Annotated in this window: 23 protein-coding genes; 13 read left to right on the forward strand and 10 right to left on the reverse strand. The window is 39.5% G+C overall.

The features are described 5' to 3' along the window. Window positions 1–41 precede the first annotated feature (41 nt). Together ACWM35_RS08205 and ACWM35_RS08210 are read left to right on the forward strand one after the other, a co-directional pair. A complete protein-coding gene (locus tag ACWM35_RS08205) occupies window positions 42–467 on the forward strand; it encodes a protein-tyrosine phosphatase family protein (protein WP_454817213.1) in 426 nt (141 codons plus the stop codon). A 109-nt stretch (window positions 468–576) separates the two neighbouring features. After that, window positions 577–1,038 carry a DinB family protein gene (locus ACWM35_RS08210; RefSeq protein WP_454817215.1) on the forward strand — a complete coding sequence of 154 codons (462 nt, stop codon included), beginning with the start codon at window positions 577–579 and terminating at the stop codon, window positions 1,036–1,038. A 372-nt stretch (window positions 1,039–1,410) separates the two neighbouring features. On the opposite strand, the gene ACWM35_RS08215 is transcribed toward ACWM35_RS08210, so the two are convergent. Beyond that, the gene (locus tag ACWM35_RS08215) at window positions 1,411–1,653 is read right to left on the reverse strand and encodes a hypothetical protein (RefSeq protein ID WP_454818122.1); all 243 of its coding nucleotides are present in this window, start codon (window positions 1,651–1,653) and stop codon (window positions 1,411–1,413) included. Window positions 1,654–1,875: 222 nt separating this feature from the next. On the opposite strand from ACWM35_RS08215, the gene ACWM35_RS08220 reads away from it, so the two are divergent. After that, the gene (locus ACWM35_RS08220; RefSeq protein WP_454817217.1) at window positions 1,876–2,628 is read left to right on the forward strand and encodes a PD-(D/E)XK nuclease family protein; all 753 of its coding nucleotides are present in this window, start codon (window positions 1,876–1,878) and stop codon (window positions 2,626–2,628) included. A 70-nt stretch (window positions 2,629–2,698) separates the two neighbouring features. Here the strand turns inward: ACWM35_RS08220 and ACWM35_RS08225 are convergent, their stop codons facing one another. Further along, window positions 2,699–3,130 carry a helix-turn-helix domain-containing protein gene (locus tag ACWM35_RS08225; RefSeq protein WP_454818124.1) on the reverse strand — a complete coding sequence of 144 codons (432 nt, stop codon included), beginning with the start codon at window positions 3,128–3,130 and terminating at the stop codon, window positions 2,699–2,701. A 46-nt stretch (window positions 3,131–3,176) separates the two neighbouring features. Continuing rightward, a complete protein-coding gene (locus tag ACWM35_RS08230) occupies window positions 3,177–3,356 on the reverse strand; it encodes a sigma 54-interacting transcriptional regulator (protein WP_454817219.1) in 180 nt (59 codons plus the stop codon). A gap of 10 nt (window positions 3,357–3,366) precedes the next feature. Between ACWM35_RS08230 and ACWM35_RS08235 the strand changes: the two genes are divergently transcribed. The 5 genes from ACWM35_RS08235 to ACWM35_RS08255 all read left to right on the forward strand — a co-directional run bounded on the left by ACWM35_RS08235 (window position 3,367) and on the right by ACWM35_RS08255 (window position 7,179). Beyond that, window positions 3,367–4,539, forward strand: a complete 1,173-nt coding sequence (locus ACWM35_RS08235; RefSeq protein ID WP_454817221.1) for an iron-containing alcohol dehydrogenase — start codon at window positions 3,367–3,369, stop codon at window positions 4,537–4,539. A 235-nt stretch (window positions 4,540–4,774) separates the two neighbouring features. Next, the gene (locus tag ACWM35_RS08240; protein WP_454817223.1) at window positions 4,775–5,095 is read left to right on the forward strand and encodes a PadR family transcriptional regulator; all 321 of its coding nucleotides are present in this window, start codon (window positions 4,775–4,777) and stop codon (window positions 5,093–5,095) included. 64 nt (window positions 5,096–5,159) lie between these two features. Then, the gene (locus ACWM35_RS08245) at window positions 5,160–5,513 is read left to right on the forward strand and encodes a DUF1048 domain-containing protein (protein ID WP_454817225.1); all 354 of its coding nucleotides are present in this window, start codon (window positions 5,160–5,162) and stop codon (window positions 5,511–5,513) included. A 154-nt stretch (window positions 5,514–5,667) separates the two neighbouring features. Continuing rightward, window positions 5,668–6,429, forward strand: coding sequence for an ABC transporter ATP-binding protein (locus ACWM35_RS08250; protein ID WP_454817226.1), 762 nt, complete (start codon window positions 5,668–5,670; stop codon window positions 6,427–6,429). Continuing rightward, window positions 6,430–7,179: an ABC transporter permease gene (locus ACWM35_RS08255; RefSeq protein WP_454817228.1), complete on the forward strand. Its 750-nt coding sequence runs from the start codon at window positions 6,430–6,432 to the stop codon at window positions 7,177–7,179. A 100-nt stretch (window positions 7,180–7,279) separates the two neighbouring features. Here the strand turns inward: ACWM35_RS08255 and ACWM35_RS08260 are convergent, their stop codons facing one another. After that, window positions 7,280–7,786, reverse strand: coding sequence for a hypothetical protein (locus ACWM35_RS08260; RefSeq protein WP_454817230.1), 507 nt, complete (start codon window positions 7,784–7,786; stop codon window positions 7,280–7,282). A gap of 95 nt (window positions 7,787–7,881) precedes the next feature. On the opposite strand from ACWM35_RS08260, the gene ACWM35_RS08265 reads away from it, so the two are divergent. The 3 genes from ACWM35_RS08265 (at window position 7,882) to ACWM35_RS08275 (ending at window position 9,526) form a co-directional block, all read left to right on the forward strand. Beyond that, on the forward strand, window positions 7,882–8,469 hold the full coding sequence (locus tag ACWM35_RS08265) for a vWA domain-containing protein (protein ID WP_454817232.1): 588 nt from the start codon (window positions 7,882–7,884) through the stop codon (window positions 8,467–8,469). 201 nt (window positions 8,470–8,670) lie between these two features. Further along, a complete protein-coding gene (locus tag ACWM35_RS08270; RefSeq protein WP_454817233.1) occupies window positions 8,671–9,051 on the forward strand; it encodes a hypothetical protein in 381 nt (126 codons plus the stop codon). Continuing rightward, a complete protein-coding gene (locus ACWM35_RS08275; protein ID WP_454817235.1) occupies window positions 9,041–9,526 on the forward strand; it encodes an aminodeoxychorismate lyase in 486 nt (161 codons plus the stop codon). The genes ACWM35_RS08270 and ACWM35_RS08275 overlap by 11 nt, the downstream gene beginning before the upstream one ends. Window positions 9,527–9,564: 38 nt before the next feature. Here ACWM35_RS08275 and ACWM35_RS08280 read toward each other — a convergent pair whose 3' ends face one another. After that, complete coding sequence (locus ACWM35_RS08280) at window positions 9,565–10,374, reverse strand: S1C family serine protease (protein WP_454817237.1); 810 nt, start codon at window positions 10,372–10,374, stop codon at window positions 9,565–9,567. A 166-nt stretch (window positions 10,375–10,540) separates the two neighbouring features. Between ACWM35_RS08280 and ilvA the strand changes: the two genes are divergently transcribed. Next, window positions 10,541–11,752, forward strand: coding sequence for a threonine ammonia-lyase (gene ilvA / locus ACWM35_RS08285; RefSeq protein WP_454817239.1), 1,212 nt, complete (start codon window positions 10,541–10,543; stop codon window positions 11,750–11,752). A 103-nt stretch (window positions 11,753–11,855) separates the two neighbouring features. Further along, complete coding sequence (gene proC / locus ACWM35_RS08290; protein ID WP_454817241.1) at window positions 11,856–12,686, forward strand: pyrroline-5-carboxylate reductase; 831 nt, start codon at window positions 11,856–11,858, stop codon at window positions 12,684–12,686. Window positions 12,687–12,744: 58 nt separating this feature from the next. On the opposite strand, the gene ACWM35_RS08295 is transcribed toward proC, so the two are convergent. Genes ACWM35_RS08295 through ACWM35_RS08315 form a run of 5 tightly spaced genes read right to left on the reverse strand, consistent with a single transcriptional unit; the run spans window position 12,745 to window position 16,725 of the window. Beyond that, window positions 12,745–13,089, reverse strand: a complete 345-nt coding sequence (locus tag ACWM35_RS08295) for a DUF1516 family protein (protein WP_454818126.1) — start codon at window positions 13,087–13,089, stop codon at window positions 12,745–12,747. 25 nt (window positions 13,090–13,114) lie between these two features. Beyond that, window positions 13,115–13,807: a response regulator transcription factor gene (locus ACWM35_RS08300; protein ID WP_454817243.1), complete on the reverse strand. Its 693-nt coding sequence runs from the start codon at window positions 13,805–13,807 to the stop codon at window positions 13,115–13,117. After that, window positions 13,804–15,270 (reverse strand): sensor histidine kinase, encoded by a 1,467-nt coding sequence (locus tag ACWM35_RS08305; RefSeq protein WP_454817245.1) that lies wholly within the window; start codon window positions 15,268–15,270, stop codon window positions 13,804–13,806. Before ACWM35_RS08305 ends, ACWM35_RS08300 begins: the two co-directional genes overlap by 4 nt. 17 nt (window positions 15,271–15,287) lie before the next feature. After that, window positions 15,288–16,025, reverse strand: a complete 738-nt coding sequence (locus ACWM35_RS08310; RefSeq protein ID WP_454817246.1) for a hypothetical protein — start codon at window positions 16,023–16,025, stop codon at window positions 15,288–15,290. After that, a complete protein-coding gene (locus tag ACWM35_RS08315; protein ID WP_454817248.1) occupies window positions 15,994–16,725 on the reverse strand; it encodes an ABC transporter ATP-binding protein in 732 nt (243 codons plus the stop codon). Before ACWM35_RS08315 ends, ACWM35_RS08310 begins: the two co-directional genes overlap by 32 nt. Between the last annotated feature and the right edge of the window lie 12 nt (window positions 16,726–16,737).

The raw sequence follows: 16,737 nt of genomic DNA on the forward strand, positions 1-16,737 counted from the left end.
AGCAATTCCTGTTTTAAATCATTATAAAAGGTGGGTATTTGATGCCAAAGAACTATAACGAATTAATTAAAAATCGGATATATTTTGGTGGAGCAGACGATGTAAAAGATATGATGGAAAACGAAAAAGCCGATGTTATTTTCGATTTGCGAGCCGAGTCATATGAAAACAAATCAGGGTATGATCGAATCCATACTCCAATCGTTGACGATGCCGAGCATCAAGATGAATCAATTGAGAAATCAATCCAACATGTTGTAAATGCCTATAACGAAGGGAAAAAGGTATATTTCCATTGTGGTGGCGGAAGTACTCGTGCGGGTACAGTAGCAGTTGGAACTTTATTGTCTATAGGTAAAGCTAAGACGATCGAAGAGGCTGAAGAAATGGCTAAGGTTGCTCGACCAAAAATTAATGTGAAACCGCAAATGAAAGAAGCGTTACAACGAATTTTCCCTAATGCATGAGAAATATGTGGAAAAATACTTAACAATGATTATTATTAAAATTTTTTTTGCATAAATGCTTAGGTATCCTCATTCTTTACCATATATGATAAATAAGGTGGTGGTACAGATGGAAACACTCCAAAATATGTATGAGCATTTACATTGGGCTAATTTACGCATTCTGGAAACATTAAAAATGATTAAAGGGGATAGCGATAGTAAGCAGGTTATTAACCTATTTTCACATATCCTTTTCGCTGAACAGGTGTGGGCAACGAGGATAAAAGGAGAGGATAGCTCTACATTACCAATCTGGGCAGAAGTGGATTTAGATACCTGTACAAAACTTGTAGAACTAAATAATAATAACTTTACTCAATTGCTTTCTGAGATAGACGATGATAGTCTTGATGAAATCATTTCCTACAGTAATAGCAAAGGGACGGAGTTTCACAATTCTATAAGGGATATCTTAACCCATGTCGCCCTTCACGGTCAGTATCATCGGGGACAGATAAATCTTAGATTAAGAGCTGACGAGTTCGAACCTGTTAATGTCGATTTTATTACTTTTAAGAGATCACTATAAGTTTTGGGTTTAAGTCCAGGTGTAGCCATTGGTGCTGGTCTGGATGCAAATGCAAAAAAAGGGGTTAACGATATAAAAGTATATGAAACCACTATTGCTCAGTCTTGGACTGGGCTTTTGATTTTTTTATTAAGGTTGAGTTTCATAGTAAGAGCCAGTGGAGTGCCCCAAATTTGAAGAATAAGAGGAGTTCGGTCACAGCAGAGCCACTTGAGTGCCCCAAATTTAAAGAAGAAGAGGAGTTGGGTCACAGCAGAGTCTCTGGAGTGCCCCAAATTTAAAGGAGAAGGGTAGTTGGGTAATAGCAAAGCCCTAAGTGGAAAAAACTGCAGTCAAAGAGACTGCAGCTAATAGATGTGTGAATCTATTTCATTAGTAAGACTTTATTTTTTTCTTATCAAATAGTAAAGTATGGGCTTTTTCGACTTTTTCTTCTAAGTAATCGAGAGAGTAGTTTCCGGAAGGGTCTGAAAGATCACCAACAGCACGAGACAGGTTATCGATTACCACCATTAGGATTTCTGTTGGTCTTTGCTCTTTCCTTAAATTCATTTCGTCCATAATTTCATGAGCAAGTCTTTGCACACGTTGCAACCGCTTTCCTTTTGATTTCATCAATCCTCATTGCCTCCTTTAATATGACATTTCAAAAAAATATATGTGAATTTTACAGATAATTGACCACTTTCTTGCTTTTTCAAAATTAAATTTAGAAAGATAAGATAATCTGTTGACATTGATAATCATTATCAATTATGATTTAACTATCTATTAGGAAACACTACACTTGGAACGGAAATCTGCAGACTTAGCTTCTTGATAAGGAGGGGATATTAAATGAACCAATCACATTCTTTAACAGAAGAGTATTTAAAGGACTTCATTACCTGTCCATATAAATTTTATTATGATTACTATGAAAAGAAGAAACGCCGGTTAGATTGGCGGCAGATTGTTCAACATGTCGTGAATCAAGTGGTTCATTCCTTTTATCAATTGCCAGCGGAGCATCGTCATACATTAAAAGTACTCTCCTTAACGGCACACTATTGGAGCAAGGTTTCTCCCCAAATATTTGAATCAAGGATACAGTATTATCAGGTGATTGCAAAGATTACGGATTATTTAATGGAGAATCTTACGGCTAATTCGAAAAATGTACCACCATTGTTCTTGTTTGAGAGATTAAATACATATGTTGGAGAATTAGAAGTTAATTTGTCCTTAACCTTTGATGTAGTAGAATGGTCGGATTCTTCCTTTGTGATAAAAAAATACTTGGTTGAGGCAACTCCAGAAATGTTAAAGCTTTACTACCATTTATCGATTGTTTTTTCGGAAAAAGTTTTACAACTCAGACCGAAAAGAATGGAAATCATTACGTTAATGGACGGAAAAAAACATATCTTTACCACGACAGCGGAAGATATCGAAGAAGGGCTAAAATATTTGCAGTTTATTAAGGATTTGATTGAAGATCCTTCAAGATATAGCAAAACTTACAATGACAAAGAATGTCCAATATGTCCGTTTCAATCTGAGTGCCAACGGGAAGAAATACAATTGAGTTCTAAAAAGTATTTATCGTAGAAAATGGTTGGTGAATAAACACCAACCATTTTTTGCTAGCTCCAGCGCCCTTACGGCGAGACGCCTTTCTTTAAATACCAAGTTTTTTTATTTTATTGTAAAGCTGGGATCGGCTGATTCCTAATATTTTTACGGCTTCGGTATGGTTTCCGTCTGTTCTTTTAAGAGCGATATAGATCGTGTCTTTTTCTACTTTGTTGATGGATGTTTTATAGAGTTCATGGCTGAGATCTGCTTGTGAGTTTGCTTTTGTAGAAACGGGATTTTGCTTCTTTTCTTCAGATGCGTGATTATGTGTGGGGCTACCTATTTGAAGGTATTCTGGAAGGTGTTCGACGTCTAATCGGTTATCATTTACACAATTCATGGCTCGTTCGATGGTGTTTTCGAGTTCACGTACATTTCCTGGCCAATGATGTGAAGTAAGCAGTGACATGGCTGAATCACTAATAACCATTTCGTCTAGGCTCATAAGCTGGCTAAACTTTTTTGCAATGGACACGGCAAGCAAGGGAATGTCTTCCATACGCTCACGTAACGGAGGAATTTCAAACGAAATTGACATTTAGGCGGTAAAACAAATCCTGGCGAAATGCATTGATTGCAACCAGTTTTTTCAAATCTTTATTCGTGGCCGCAATGATTCGTACGTTCACACGAATGGACTCCGTCCCTCCAACACGTTCAAATTCTCGCTCTTGGAGAACCCTTAATAATTTGACCTGCATGGGAAGGGGCATGTCGCCTATTTCATCTATTGGGGCAGGAACGCGTTTACTTATACCTGACTTAATCGAAGGATTAGGAGGGTCACGCCCTGTACTTTTTTCAGATAAAGGGCTGACAAATGCAGGACTGACGCAAGAAATGATTGATATTTTTGAAGCAGTCCCAGGGATTCAATTGGCTGGGGTATTTGATGAAATTGAACAGGATGCAAAATCTAGCAATATCAATAATGGTATCCAATATTTTAAAGAGTGTAATGGTGACTCGATAATTGCGATTGGAGGCGGAAGTGTTCTAGATACTGTTAAAGGAATCAAATGGGCACTCCATAAAAACATCAACAATATCGCCCTTGCTTTAAGAGGTAATATCATTGAAGTGTGGCCAAAGGCAAAGGAGATAGGGATCCCGCATGTAGCAATTGCTACAACTGCTGGAACAGGTGCGGAAGTGTCAGCGATTGCGGTCATTTTTAATGAATTGCTCGGAGTGAAATGCAATCTATTAAATCCGTATATCAATGCGGATATCGCCATCCTCGATCCGGATTTAACGGTGGGATTGCCGGCAAAAGTTACTGCTTTTACAGGAATGGATGCATTAACCCATGCGGTCGAAGGATTCTTTACTTCCAGGGCTAACCCGATGACGGATGCCTTGGCATTACAAGCAATTAGGTTAATAGTAAAAAATTTAAAAACGGCTGTCCATCAAGGGAATAACGTCGAAGCACGTTCGATCATGCTTCAGGCAAGTGCGCTTGGGATTAACAGTTTTGTGCTGACATTTGGTGAAAATCCGATTCATAACATCGCCCATACCTTGGGTGCAAAATACGGTATCCCGCACGGGTTAGCCAATGCTGTCCTGTTGCCAAATGTCATGAGGCATCTCGCCCCGTTATATTTGGGGAAAATTCGCCCATTTGCAGAGGCACTAGGCGTTACCAATCCGTCAGAGAAACCAGAAGTTTGTCTAGCTCAATGTATTGATGCCATTAGTGAGCTAAGAAGAGTAGATTTGCCAGAGAATTATGCCGATTTTCCCATTAATCCAGCCGATATTCCGAAACTAATCCCAGCCGTTCAAAAGGATCCATCTGGAATCGGGATGAGAATTCCAGATGAAGTCATTGAAAAAATTCTTAAAGATGTGATTGTTGCAAAAGTAGCAGTGGAGTAGCATGGAAACAGTGAACCCCTATCTCAATGGAGGTAGGGGTTTACTTGTGAGATTGCATAAATTTTTTTAAGAAAAATAATTGACATCCTTTGCTACTTGGTGTTACTATATACATGTAATAAGCAATACTGAATAGCGGGATATCCCAAAAGCTATTCGGTAAATATTTTCTCCAGTACTAAGTTATACTGAATATAAGTCAGACAAAATAGAGGAGGGAAAGGAGACTCTGGAAATGGAAAATTTAACTGAAATGCTAAAGGGTTCCCTGGAAGGCTGCGTGCTGGAAATCATCAGCCGCCATGAAACCTATGGCTACGAGATTACCCGCCGCCTGAATGATCTTGGGTTTACCGAAGTCGTGGAAGGGACGGTCTACACCATTCTTGTCCGATTAGAAAAGAAAAAGTTGGTGGATATTGAAAAGAAACCTTCAGATATGGGGCCGCCCCGTAAGTTTTACTCACTTAATGACGCTGGCCGTCAGGAACTTGAATTGTTTTGGAAAAAGTGGGATTTTGTTTCATCAAAAATTAACGCATTGAAGTCAAGATAACTACATAAGATATTCCGTTCGATATTTTTGGAATGTCTTATATTATTAAGGGAGGAAAAATAACATGTTGGAAATGTTCAAAAAAATGATTGGTGATAAAAAAGAGTATAAGATGATGATGGCAAGGGTTGAAGCCCTTCCCGAGGACTACCAGTTTGTATTTAAGAAAATTCAAAACTACATGTGGAATTTCGCAGCAGGCAACGGGATGGATATGCTACACATGCAGTATGAATTAATCGATTTATTCGAAGCCGGTGCGGCGGAAGGCAGACAAGTGCTGGAAATCACTGGAGACGACGTGGCCTCGTTTGCCGACGAACTAGTGGCAAACGCTAAAACCTATATCGCCAAATATCGCGAAGATTTGAATCAAAGTATCATGAAGCAATTGGGTAAAAATAAATTCAATAAATAATACCGACTGAATAGCTGATTACAATGTGAATGACCACTTTCACTATTCAGTTATATTTTTAACTAGGTAGTAAGTGATACAGATTATTAGTCAGACTTAATAGTGGAGTTTACGTAATCAAGCTTCGGAAGGAACTACTAAGGGGGAAAAAAGTATGAGTAATGCAGCGATTTCTGCAAAAGGTTTAAAAAAATCCTTTAAAGACAAGGAAGTCTTAAAGGGGGTAGATTTTGAGGTGATGCCTGGGGAAATATTCGCACTTCTTGGTTCAAATGGAGCGGGGAAAACAACCACGGTCAATATCCTCTCGACACTGATGAAGTCCGATGGCGGCGAAGTAGCTATTTGCGGTTTTGACGTCCAACGACAACCGGATCATGTTCGTCAGAGTATCAGCCTGACAGGTCAGTTCTCCGCTTTAGACGGGATGCTCACCGGAAGGGAAAACCTGATCATGATCGCCAAGTTACGCGGAGTTTCGAATCCCGCTCAAGTCGCCGACAATTTACTTGCAAGATTCAGCTTAACCGATGCCGCCAACCGCCGGGCGGACCAGTATTCTGGTGGGATGAAGCGCCGGCTCGATATCGCCATGAGCCTGATCGGGACTCCAGCAGTCATTTTTCTTGACGAACCGACGACAGGGCTTGACCCCGAAGCACGGATTGAAGTTTGGGATACCATCAAGGAGCTTGCCGGCGGTGGCACGACCATCTTGCTTACGACTCAGTACCTGGAGGAAGCCGAACAACTGGCGGATCGCATTGCCATCCTGCATGGCGGAAAAATCATCACGACTGGTACCCTTACCGAACTAAAAGCGATGTTCCCACCAGCGAAAGTGGAATATATCGAGAAGCAGCCGACATTGGAGGATATTTTCCTAGCGATCATCGGCAAAAAGGAGGAGAAATAAATGAAAAGCAAAACAGGGGTTTTATTAGGACGATTAATGCGCAACATCATGCGCAGCCCGGATACGATTATCACGGTGGCAATTACACCAATAATGATGATGCTGCTCTTTGTCTACGTATTTGGCGGTGCCATCGAAACAGGCACAGACAAATACGTCAATTATTTATTGCCGGGCATCTTACTAATGGCAGTTGCATCCGGCGTCGCTTACACTTCAGTAAGGCTGTTTACAGATGTAAAGAGCGGGCTGATGGCGCGTTTCATTACCATGCCTATCAAGCGTTCGTCAGTCTTGTGGGCTCACGTGTTGACCTCGCTTGTTTCTAATGCACTTACGATTGTGGTGGTTTTCCTCGTAGCACTATTGATGGGCTTTCGTTCCGACGCGAATATCCTAGAATGGCTGGCGGTAGCTGGGATCCTCGGGATGTTTACACTGGCGTTGACGTGGCTGGCGGTTATTCCTGGATTGACAGCGGGGTCGATGGAAGGGGCAACTGCTTACTCGTACCCGCTGATTTTCCTGCCGTTTATCAGTTCGGCGTTTGTCCCTACTGAAACCATGCCTAAAATTGTCCGCGCCTTCGCTGAAAACCAGCCCGTGACTTCCATCGTAAATGCGATTCGTGCCCTCTTGTACGAAGGGTCTGTTGGCAACGATATTTGGATCGCGCTCGCCTGGTGTATCGGCATCATGGTCATCGCTTACTTCTTCGCCAATAAATCCTTTAAACGCCAGTTAGGGTAATAACCTGAGGTTCCGGGGAATTTACTACAGCCAATTAATAAAAAGCTATGATTTCAATGTGAAAATCATAGCTCTTTTGTTTGTGGATAAAATAAAGCACTTATTTTAACACGCCAATCAACGGCTTTAAGCTAAAGTAATCCAGTGCATGATTAACAGAATCGATGCTATATATTTTTTTCTCAAGGCAGAACTGTATGACTAAGTCCGTTGTATCACTGTCAGACAAGGTGTATCCCGCAGCACTCATCAAGTCATCAGCCTCCTCAATTTCTAGTTCAAGTGCCAAAGCCAGAGCAATCACCGTATTTTTCCCTGGACGATAATCGGGACCGGAACGAATTTTTGAAAAATGCCTGCGATCGAGTCCAGCTTTCTTGTAAATATCAGCATCACTTCCACCATGACGATCGATAAAGCCAAATAAGATTTCTTGAAAGTTGGGTTTCCGAATCAGATTAATAAAATCCTCGATTTCACTACAATGAAGCTCTTCTGAAAGATTCCTTTCAAAAAAGGGTTCCGACTTAATTACTGCAAATGTACGTAAGTTTATTTGAGATTCAATATATTGCTGTAATTCTAGTAATAATTCTTGACTGAGCATAAGTTCCCTCCGGAAAATGTCGCCTCCAAAGCGACCAAATAAACGATGAATTCCATTACCATTATAGTATAAAAAGCATTGAAGGGATGATAGTGATGAACAACAATTTAACTGAAATCATTTTTTTACTTGATCGAAGTGGATCGATGGCTGGACTTGAAAGTGACACGATTGGCGGATTTAATGGTTTTATTGAGAAACAAAGGAAATTAGAGGGAAAAACAATCGTCACAACTGTGCTCTTTGATGAACAATATGAAATATTATGGAATGGGATAGATGCGAAAGAAGTTAGACTGTCGGAAAAGGATTACTTTGTTCGAGGCTGTACGGCACTGCTGGATGCAGTCGGTAAAACTATTCTTGATGTGGGGTATCGGCTATCCAATATAGTGGAAGAGAAAAAGCCAAGTAAGGTGATCTTTGTGATTACTACAGACGGATATGAAAATTCCAGCCGGGAGTTTACTTATAAAAAAGTAAAGGAGTTAATTCAACATCAGCAAGAAATATACCAGTGGGAATTCATCTTCCTTGGTGCAAACATTGACGCGGAAAAAGAAGCAGATAGCCTGGGAATTGCTATAGAAAATGCCTATAGTTTTGAGGCCTCGGATAAAGGTGTTGAGCGGATGTACAATATTGTCAGCGAGGCGGTATATGAGAAAAGGGAAATCAAATAGGATCAATCATTTACAATCTTTCAGGCTGTTGACGTTGTCAGCAGTCTTTTTTACGGATCATCATCGAATTACTATTTCCCCGCAATTTGCCAAATCTCTACGACTTTTGATGTATTTTTGAGTTTAAAATCGAAAAATTACTAGTTTCGTTGTATAATATGTTCTTGTGTAATTCTTTTCAAAAGAAGGAGGTAGATTTTGATGGAATGGACTTTAGCAGTACTGTTTGCAGTATCCACTTTATTACTTGTGATTTCGATCGTGAAGACTAATCAGACGGCAAAAGTAAACCATAATCAAGTTGACATGGTTCATATATCTATGATGAAAGAAATCAATACGATTCAAGATTCCATTCGGGATCTAGAGCTTGACATGGAAGTGGTTATGAAGGAAGCAGGGATTCAACTTTCTCCTGAAGAAAAACTTTTCATGCGTGAAGTAATAGACTTATATAGACGTAATTACTCTATTGAGAATATTGCCGAGCAAAAACAAGTACCTATGAGCGAAATTGAACAACTACTTGCTCCCTATCAGAAATTAAAGGATGAAGGGAGAAAAGTAGCCAATGAGAATTAATTTAATGAGCAGCTTTGCTGCAGGAATTCTTATTACTACTACTATTTGTGGCGCCGTTTACTTCACTAGTGGCAGCGACGATCAAAAAGCTTCTGCTAAATCTTCTGAAACGAAAGTAGCTGAAACGGTTCAATTATCAGAAGGTGAAATGAAAGAAAAGCTTGAAGCAGCTGGTTTTGTAGTACTAACCAAGGAAGATTATGAAAAAGCCTTAAAAGAAGCAAAAGGTTCAGATCAGAATGAAGCTCCAGCAGAAGAAAGTAAAACTGTAACGAAAGTAATCGTTAATGTTGCAGACGGAATGACCAGTATCGATGTCGGCAACGTCCTTGTCGGAGCGGGTTTAATTCCAAATGCCTTTGAATTCTCGAAAAACGTCGAGAGTAAAGGGGTAGAAAATAAATTGCGCCCAGGCGTATATGTAGTAGACAGTCAAATGTCGATTGACGATGTGATTGCAACGATATTTAAATAACCAGGAAATGTCCATCATACGGGTTGTGATGGACATTTTTAATGTACGATTTCCTCCAAGTAATAAGAAGGTATGGCAGCTCCAATTATTTCTTTTGACTGTATGTTAGGATTTTGTAACGTTGCAAAAATAACGGCAATTACCTGGCCGTGTTCATTGATTACCGGACTTCCGCTATTTCCTTTATAAATCGGTGCTTTTATCATCATAACTGGGACATTCCAATTGTCTAACAAGACATTCCCAACAACTGTACCTTTATTGGCAATTTGGGTATAGGCCAAGGGGTTTCCGATAAAGATTATCTTTTCGTCTTGCCATTTATCCCAGTCTTTTTCAAAATTGAGCTTTAGAACTGGCAGTTCTTCTGCATCGATATCTATGAGTGCTAAATCCAGTTCCGGATGTTTTGCGATTACCTTTCCTCTGAAGGATCCACTAGTCTTTGTATGTACATTGACGCTAGTTGATTTTTCAACCACATGGTTATTGGTGACAATTAGACCGTCAGGAGCAATGTTAAAACCAGTGCCTTTAACACCATCCCATTCAATGGTTACGACGGATTTCTTATATTCTTTTACCTCAGGCTGTCTAGAAAGTGTATTGGAAGCTTCTATAAATCTTATAGCAGGGATATTGAAGACATTAAACCATACCTCCAATCCGCTGATTAAAAGCGCAACCACAAGGAGGGAACTTACGATTCTAAATAGTACTTTTTTCCGTTTTTTCCTTTGCTTCTTATCCTTTTCCCATTCCAGAGCCTCTTCATCGGTTAATAAAGCATCCCAATCCATTTCTTTTTGAGATGACTCTTGTTGAATTTCCTTCTCTTCTTCGCCCACGATTTCCCCCTATTTTTTGGCTGTATAACTCTATTATATCTTTTTGAAAATAAACATACATGAAATTTGATATTCATAAATTTCCATATCGATCAATTTTGCAAAGAATAGTTTCCCTTTTCAAACAAATCCTAAATAGAAATAGGCAATGAGGGAGATGAAGTAAATGGTTACTCTAGATGACATTATTATTGCCCGTGAAAAAATGAAGGGAATTGTTCATACAACGCCACTTGATTTTTCAAAAACATTCAGTAACCTATCATCCAATAATGAAGTGTACTTAAAGCTAGAAAATTTGCAGAAAACGGGTTCCTTTAAAGTTAGGGGATCTTATAATAAACTGATTTCTTTGTCGAAAGAGGAGCTGCAAAAAGGTGTAGTAGCGGCCTCAGCTGGAAATCATGCTCAAGGTGTTGCTTACTCCAGTCAAATGCTAGGTATTCCATGTACGATTGTTATGCCAAAAGGTGCTCCTCTTAGTAAAATTTCCGCAACGAAAAATTATGGCGCAGAAGTGATCTTACAAGGGGATGTGTTTGATGATGCTCTTGCTTATGCATTGGAATTAAAGGACAAGACAGGAGGAACCTTTGTTCATGCATTTGATGATGAGGCGGTTATTTCAGGTCAAGGAACGGTTGGTCTAGAAATATTGGATCAATTACCAGATGTTGAAGCGATCTTGTGTCCAGTTGGCGGTGGTGGGCTTATTGCAGGTCTAGCCTTGGCGGTCAAAGAGAAAAATCCAAATATTAAGGTTTACGGAGTGCAAACCCTTGCTTGTCCAAGTATGAAACAATCATTAATTGAAAATAAGCCGATAATGGTTGATTCGACTCCTACGATGGCAGATGGGATAGCGGTGAAGAAACCAGGAGAAAAAACCTTTGAGCTCGTCCAGAAATATGTAGATGATATTTTTTGTGTAGATGAAATGGAAATCGCTAGAACCATGCTAATGGTACTCGAACGCAATAAACTACTTGTAGAAGGCTCTGGAGCTAGCGCGTTAGCTTCGCTATTGTATCAAAAAGTGAATTTTAAAGAAAAGAAAGTCGTGGTTGTTTTAAGTGGGGGAAATGTCGATGTGAATTTTATATCCCGAATTATTGAACGCGGCATGGTTGAGTCTGGAAGATTTACTCATTTTTCCATTAGCTTAAAAGACAAACCGGGGGAACTTCAAAAGGTATTGAACGTGATTACGGAATTGGATGCCAATATTCAATCGGTGAATCTTCATCATGTGGGGGAACATATTTATCCAGGATTTGCACAGCTTGAGCTGTCGTTAGAAACGAAAAATCATGAACATATTGAGGAATTAAATAAAGTTTTAAAAACAAAAGGATATCATATTCGAGATCATCTCTAATGAGGCGGCCCCATTATTGGATACATTTTTCAAAATTTCATCAGGGTATAGGGTTTCAAAATATGTTATGATAGACATGTTTTGAAAATGGAGGTATCAGTTTTTGACTACATTTAGGAAAAAAGTATTGTTTATTGGGGCTGGACGAATGGCTCAAGCGATTATAGCTGGGCTTGTGAAGAAAGATGAATTTGATGTTCTGGTTGCAAATAGCGGTCATAAGGAACGTCTTGATTTTGTAAAAACCACCTATGGTGTTGAGACGTCGGTTGATTGGGAAAGCAAGGTGCAAGCGGTGGATATCATCATTCTTGCGATTCCGCCTGAGGCACATGAACGGGTATTGGAAATTTTAGCCCGTCTTATCGATCGGCAATTAATTATTACCATTGCTGCAGGTATAAGCCCGACCTATCTAGAATCCATGTTGCCAGAAGAAACACCAGTGGCTTGGATAATGCCTAATACCGCAGCGAAATTGAGAATGTCGATGACATTATATTCACCTGGAAAAAATGTGAATTTTGAGCATATTGAATGGATAGAAGCGTTAATTTGTGGAATAGGAGAATTTGAGCTTGTTTCGGAGCAGCAAATCTTTGATTTAACGGCGATTACTGGCAGTGCACCCGCCTTTATTTACCGAGTGGCAGAAGCACTGGAAGAAATCACCCTAATGTCCGGCGTAAGCAAAGAACAAGCGAGAAAGCTGGTAGCTCAAATGATAACCGGTTCTGCCGAAATGCTAAAAACTAACATTGGTACGGAAGAACTTGTCAATGAAGTTGCCACTCCCGGTGGATCTACCGCAAGGGGCTTAGAAGTATTGGAAGAGAAACATTTAAACCAATTGATTAAGCAAGCCATCCAAGCCTGCCGTGAAAAAGTTCAAAACGAAACGAATGAAAGATCGCTGATAGGTACGATTAATTGATGAATAAGAAAAAAGAAGTGTTTCCTCGGTGCTAGTTTACACCGTGAAACACTTCTTTTTATTTGATTAAATCAAACCCTTGCGGTAAGGTGAATCCTAGAACAAAAAGGACGACAAGAACAAGGGAAAAGAGGATCCAAATAAGGTCTGTTGATTTTCCCTTTTTTCTCCGGACAATGGCCATTTCAAAAAGACCAATCATCACGATTCCGAGCAATGTTTTGAAATAATAGCTAAGTGGAATCGTATAAGCAGCAAAGAAGAGCATACAGCCTGTGATGATGATTATAATATAGGAAGCTCGTAAAATCATATGCCAAACTATGATATTTTTTCCTTTACTCTGTAAAATTACAATGATAATCAATAAAATAAATGCTAATACCAGTGAGGTTAAATGCATATGTGTCAATGGAAACGACTCCTTATTAATTGGACTTAAAGCGATACCCTGCACCCCAAACGGTCTCAATATATTCTGGGGTAGATGGATTCTGCTCGATTTTCTCTCTGATTTTTCGGATATGGACAGTTACCGTTGTTATATCACCAGTACTATCATAACCCCAAATTCTTTCAAATAAATGATTCTTACTAAATACTTGATTCGGATTCGTCGCTAAAAAGACAAGTACATCAAATTCCTTTGTTGTAATAATCACTTCTTGATTATTTACAAATACGCGCCGATCGGATCGATTGATCGATAAACCGCGGATATCAATCCTATTCGTTTCCGGCTTTTGTTTCATCGATAATCTTTCATATCTGCCCAAATGGGCCTTAACCCTTGCGACCAATTCATTTGGACTAAACGGCTTTACCATATAATCATCGGCACCGAGCCCAAGCCCTCTAATTTTATCAATTTCTTCCTTTTTCGCCGTCACCATAATAATTGGGATGTCCAAGGAGTTTCTAATGAGTTTGCATAACTCAAAGCCATCTAAATGGGGAAGCATCACATCTAATAGTATTAAATCATATTCATGATTTAGCGCCCTTTGCAATCCAGCATCGCCCGTAAACACCATATCGGTTTCAAAGCCGTTAATTTCCAAGTAATCGCGCTCAAGTTCAGCGATACTTTTTTCATCCTCAATGATTAGTATTTTCTTCATGATGAAATCACCTCTGTACGGATATAGTGGGGGAGAAGGATGGAGATTTTTGTTCCTTCCTTAACTTTGCTGTCTACGATGATCTGTCCTTGATGCTCCTCGACGATCATTCTCGCAATCGATAATCCAAGACCACTGCCACCGGTTAACTTATTTCTTGACTGCTCGGCACGGTAAAATTGGTTGAAAATAAGGGGCAGGGAATCCTCTGGGATTCCTGGCCCATTGTCCGCGATAATCAAACGGACACCCTCTTTCGTGGAAGTAAGCGTAATGTTCAGTTTCTTCACATCTTTATCCATATATTTCAAACTATTATCGACGATATTTCCGATCACACGCTTGAACTTTTCCCGGTCTAATTTGACGAAAAACGTACCATTTGGAGTACTGAGAAAACTAAGGTCTACGTCCACAAGGTCAAAAGTTAATTCTTCGATAATATCCTCTAAATAATCTTTCATATCTACTTTTTCAAAATGAAAGGGAATTTTTCTTAAATCAAGCTTGGAAAACAAGAACAATTCATCAATTAAATGATCCATATCAACCGCTTTGGAATAAATGGTTTGAATATACCGGGTTCTTTTTTCTGGAGTATCCGCCACTCCATCTCGAATCCCTTCAATATAGCCCTTTATCGAAGTGATGGGTGTTTTTAGGTCATGGGAAATATGGGCAATCAATTCTTTTCGATTTTCTTCGTATTGTTGCTGAATCTCGAACGATTCTTTTAATTGAAGCCGCATTTCTTCGAAGGTCTCGGTCAGTTGTCCGATTTCATCCTTCCGCATCGCCGTAATCGAGTGATCTAGGCGGCCATTTCTAATCGATTGCGCCGCTTTTTTTAAACTTTCAATCGGTTTGATAATGCTTTTTGACATAAAGTAGGTTAATAGACCATTAGTCAGAATCAAGATCAATAAACATAACCCGAAAAGAATCGGGAAGAAGGTCTTAACAAATTGATTCCACGGACTAGCATCCATCATTAAAAACAAAGATATCTCGCTGCCATCCTTCAGATAAAAATCATGCTGCTTGATCGAAAAGGTCTTATCGCCTACCTGTTCTAGGTTACGTAAGCTAGATTCTGCCCCGAATTGAGGCATCTGGCTTGCTTCAATTTTTTTAAGTCCAGTAGATGCATAGATCATTTCGTTGTCATCACGAATTACTAGTCCTGCCTTAAGCTCTTGTAAATCATTGCTTAGGGATTTTAAATACTCCCTGCTCAAAAGCTCATCTGGATTCATCACAGATTTCTCTTTTAACCGAAAAAACAACACAGAATCCTTTTGGACGGTTTTATGATAGTTATGACTTTCTGGCAATAAATAACCCATTTCACGAATATCACCAAGAAACACAATCACCAATATCCCTGAGGAAATCATAAACAGAAATATAGGGACAATGATCAAAGCGATATTGGACCACAGGAGTCTGAGTTTAATAGACATAGGAAATACACACCCGCTTATGCTTCTTTTTTCTTAAAGATATAATAGCCGGTGATGAAAAACAATGCGAAAGCCGAGCACAAATATATGATACTTTGAATCAGCCATCGAATTGACACATCTCCAAACCACTGCATGTACCAGGCCAAATATGAAGAAGGAAACAAATATAAAGTATTAGGTACGGCATAGGGGAGTACCATCATGACTAAATAGAGAACAATCATCGTGGAAACGGCAATGGCACTGGCATTGACAAATTGGGTGAGCAAAATAGTCAAAGCGGTTAGCACGATTAAAGGAACCCATGATACGAAAAAAGCAGCAAAGGCAGAAAAAATGGTCATGAATTGGAACGTTTGATCAAAAATTGCACTGCTAATCATGAGAGATAGCCAGACGGTAAATAGTTGGATAGCGACCATCAAACAAATAGCGCTTGTTTTCGTCGTGAATAGTTCCAGTCTGCTTATCGGGCGGACCGGAAATAATGTACCTTGTTCTTTTTCACTTGTAAAAAGAACGGTTGCCGCTATGAAAATATATAGGGGCAGGAGGATTTTAACAAATAAATCCAAGATGGAAAAACTAATACTATTCGCCGGCAAAGACATCCAATTGGTAAGGAACAGCTTATGTGCAAGCAGTTTGATCAAAACTGGCAAACCAGCAGCAAGAATGAGAAACAAAACGGTCGTTCTCCTTGCGATCAACTTATCTAGTTCATTTAAACCGTTGGCGAACATGGTCTTCATTTGAGGCCTCCTGCACCTTTTTGACGTAAATTTCCTCTAACGATTCTTCAGTAGATTCATAGAGAGAAGCATGCCCATTGATGAGAAAACAATAACGATGGCATAACTTTTCTAATTCTGATAAATGATGACTAGAAATAACAAAGGTTACACCGGATTTGCTGGCTGCATTTTGAATGGTTTGTCTGAAAAAAAGCAAACCATCGATATCAAGGCCGTTTGTTGGTTCGTCCAAAATAACGAGGCGAGGCTTGGATATTAATGCTGCAGCAATTCCAAACCGCTGCTTCATCCCCAAGGAAAAAGTGGCCATTTTTTCATGCTTATTCTGTGATAAGCCCGCTAACTGCAACACATCATCAATCGCGGTGGTTGATATATCTGGATAGAAGCGTAAAATCATTTTCAGATTTTGGACGGGTGTCATGTTTTCATAGATCGATGCTGGTCCAATCAGAGCACTCACTGGATGAATCGCTTCTTTAAAGTGTTTCCATAGATGGATTCCGTACAATTTCACTTCACCACTATTGGGTTTAGCAAGACCCGTGATACATCTTAATAACGTCGTTTTGCCTGCACCATTTGGGCCAAGGATCCCTAAAATTTCACCTTGATTGATGGATAGGTTGATGTTATTTATGCCTCTCCCATTTGGAAATAATTTTGTCAGTCCGGTAATCACCAATGCTTCTTCCAATATTGTCACCCT

This window comes from Neobacillus sp. K501, assembly GCF_053749995.1.

What these genes read in the sequence shown, in the direction of transcription:
- ACWM35_RS08205 (WP_454817213.1), top strand. Translation starts at nt 42, where the DNA reads ATGCCAAAGAACTATAACGAATTAATTAAAAATCGGATATATTTTGGT.
- ACWM35_RS08210 (WP_454817215.1), top strand. Translation starts at nt 577, where the DNA reads ATGGAAACACTCCAAAATATGTATGAGCATTTACATTGGGCTAATTTA.
- ACWM35_RS08215 (WP_454818122.1), bottom strand. Translation starts at nt 1,653, where the DNA reads ATGAAATCAAAAGGAAAGCGGTTGCAACGTGTGCAAAGACTTGCTCAT.
- ACWM35_RS08220 (WP_454817217.1), top strand. Translation starts at nt 1,876, where the DNA reads ATGAACCAATCACATTCTTTAACAGAAGAGTATTTAAAGGACTTCATT.
- ACWM35_RS08230 (WP_454817219.1), bottom strand. Translation starts at nt 3,356, where the DNA reads ATGCAGGTCAAATTATTAAGGGTTCTCCAAGAGCGAGAATTTGAACGT.
- ACWM35_RS08235 (WP_454817221.1), top strand. Translation starts at nt 3,367, where the DNA reads ATGTCGCCTATTTCATCTATTGGGGCAGGAACGCGTTTACTTATACCT.
- ACWM35_RS08240 (WP_454817223.1), top strand. Translation starts at nt 4,775, where the DNA reads ATGGAAAATTTAACTGAAATGCTAAAGGGTTCCCTGGAAGGCTGCGTG.
- ACWM35_RS08245 (WP_454817225.1), top strand. Translation starts at nt 5,160, where the DNA reads ATGTTGGAAATGTTCAAAAAAATGATTGGTGATAAAAAAGAGTATAAG.
- ACWM35_RS08250 (WP_454817226.1), top strand. Translation starts at nt 5,668, where the DNA reads ATGAGTAATGCAGCGATTTCTGCAAAAGGTTTAAAAAAATCCTTTAAA.
- ACWM35_RS08255 (WP_454817228.1), top strand. Translation starts at nt 6,430, where the DNA reads ATGAAAAGCAAAACAGGGGTTTTATTAGGACGATTAATGCGCAACATC.
- ACWM35_RS08260 (WP_454817230.1), bottom strand. Translation starts at nt 7,786, where the DNA reads ATGCTCAGTCAAGAATTATTACTAGAATTACAGCAATATATTGAATCT.
- ACWM35_RS08265 (WP_454817232.1), top strand. Translation starts at nt 7,882, where the DNA reads ATGAACAACAATTTAACTGAAATCATTTTTTTACTTGATCGAAGTGGA.
- ACWM35_RS08270 (WP_454817233.1), top strand. Translation starts at nt 8,671, where the DNA reads ATGGAATGGACTTTAGCAGTACTGTTTGCAGTATCCACTTTATTACTT.
- ACWM35_RS08275 (WP_454817235.1), top strand. Translation starts at nt 9,041, where the DNA reads ATGAGAATTAATTTAATGAGCAGCTTTGCTGCAGGAATTCTTATTACT.
- ilvA (WP_454817239.1), top strand. Translation starts at nt 10,541, where the DNA reads ATGGTTACTCTAGATGACATTATTATTGCCCGTGAAAAAATGAAGGGA.
- ACWM35_RS08295 (WP_454818126.1), bottom strand. Translation starts at nt 13,089, where the DNA reads ATGCATTTAACCTCACTGGTATTAGCATTTATTTTATTGATTATCATT.
- ACWM35_RS08300 (WP_454817243.1), bottom strand. Translation starts at nt 13,807, where the DNA reads ATGAAGAAAATACTAATCATTGAGGATGAAAAAAGTATCGCTGAACTT.
- ACWM35_RS08305 (WP_454817245.1), bottom strand. Translation starts at nt 15,270, where the DNA reads ATGTCTATTAAACTCAGACTCCTGTGGTCCAATATCGCTTTGATCATT.
- ACWM35_RS08310 (WP_454817246.1), bottom strand. Translation starts at nt 16,025, where the DNA reads ATGAAGACCATGTTCGCCAACGGTTTAAATGAACTAGATAAGTTGATC.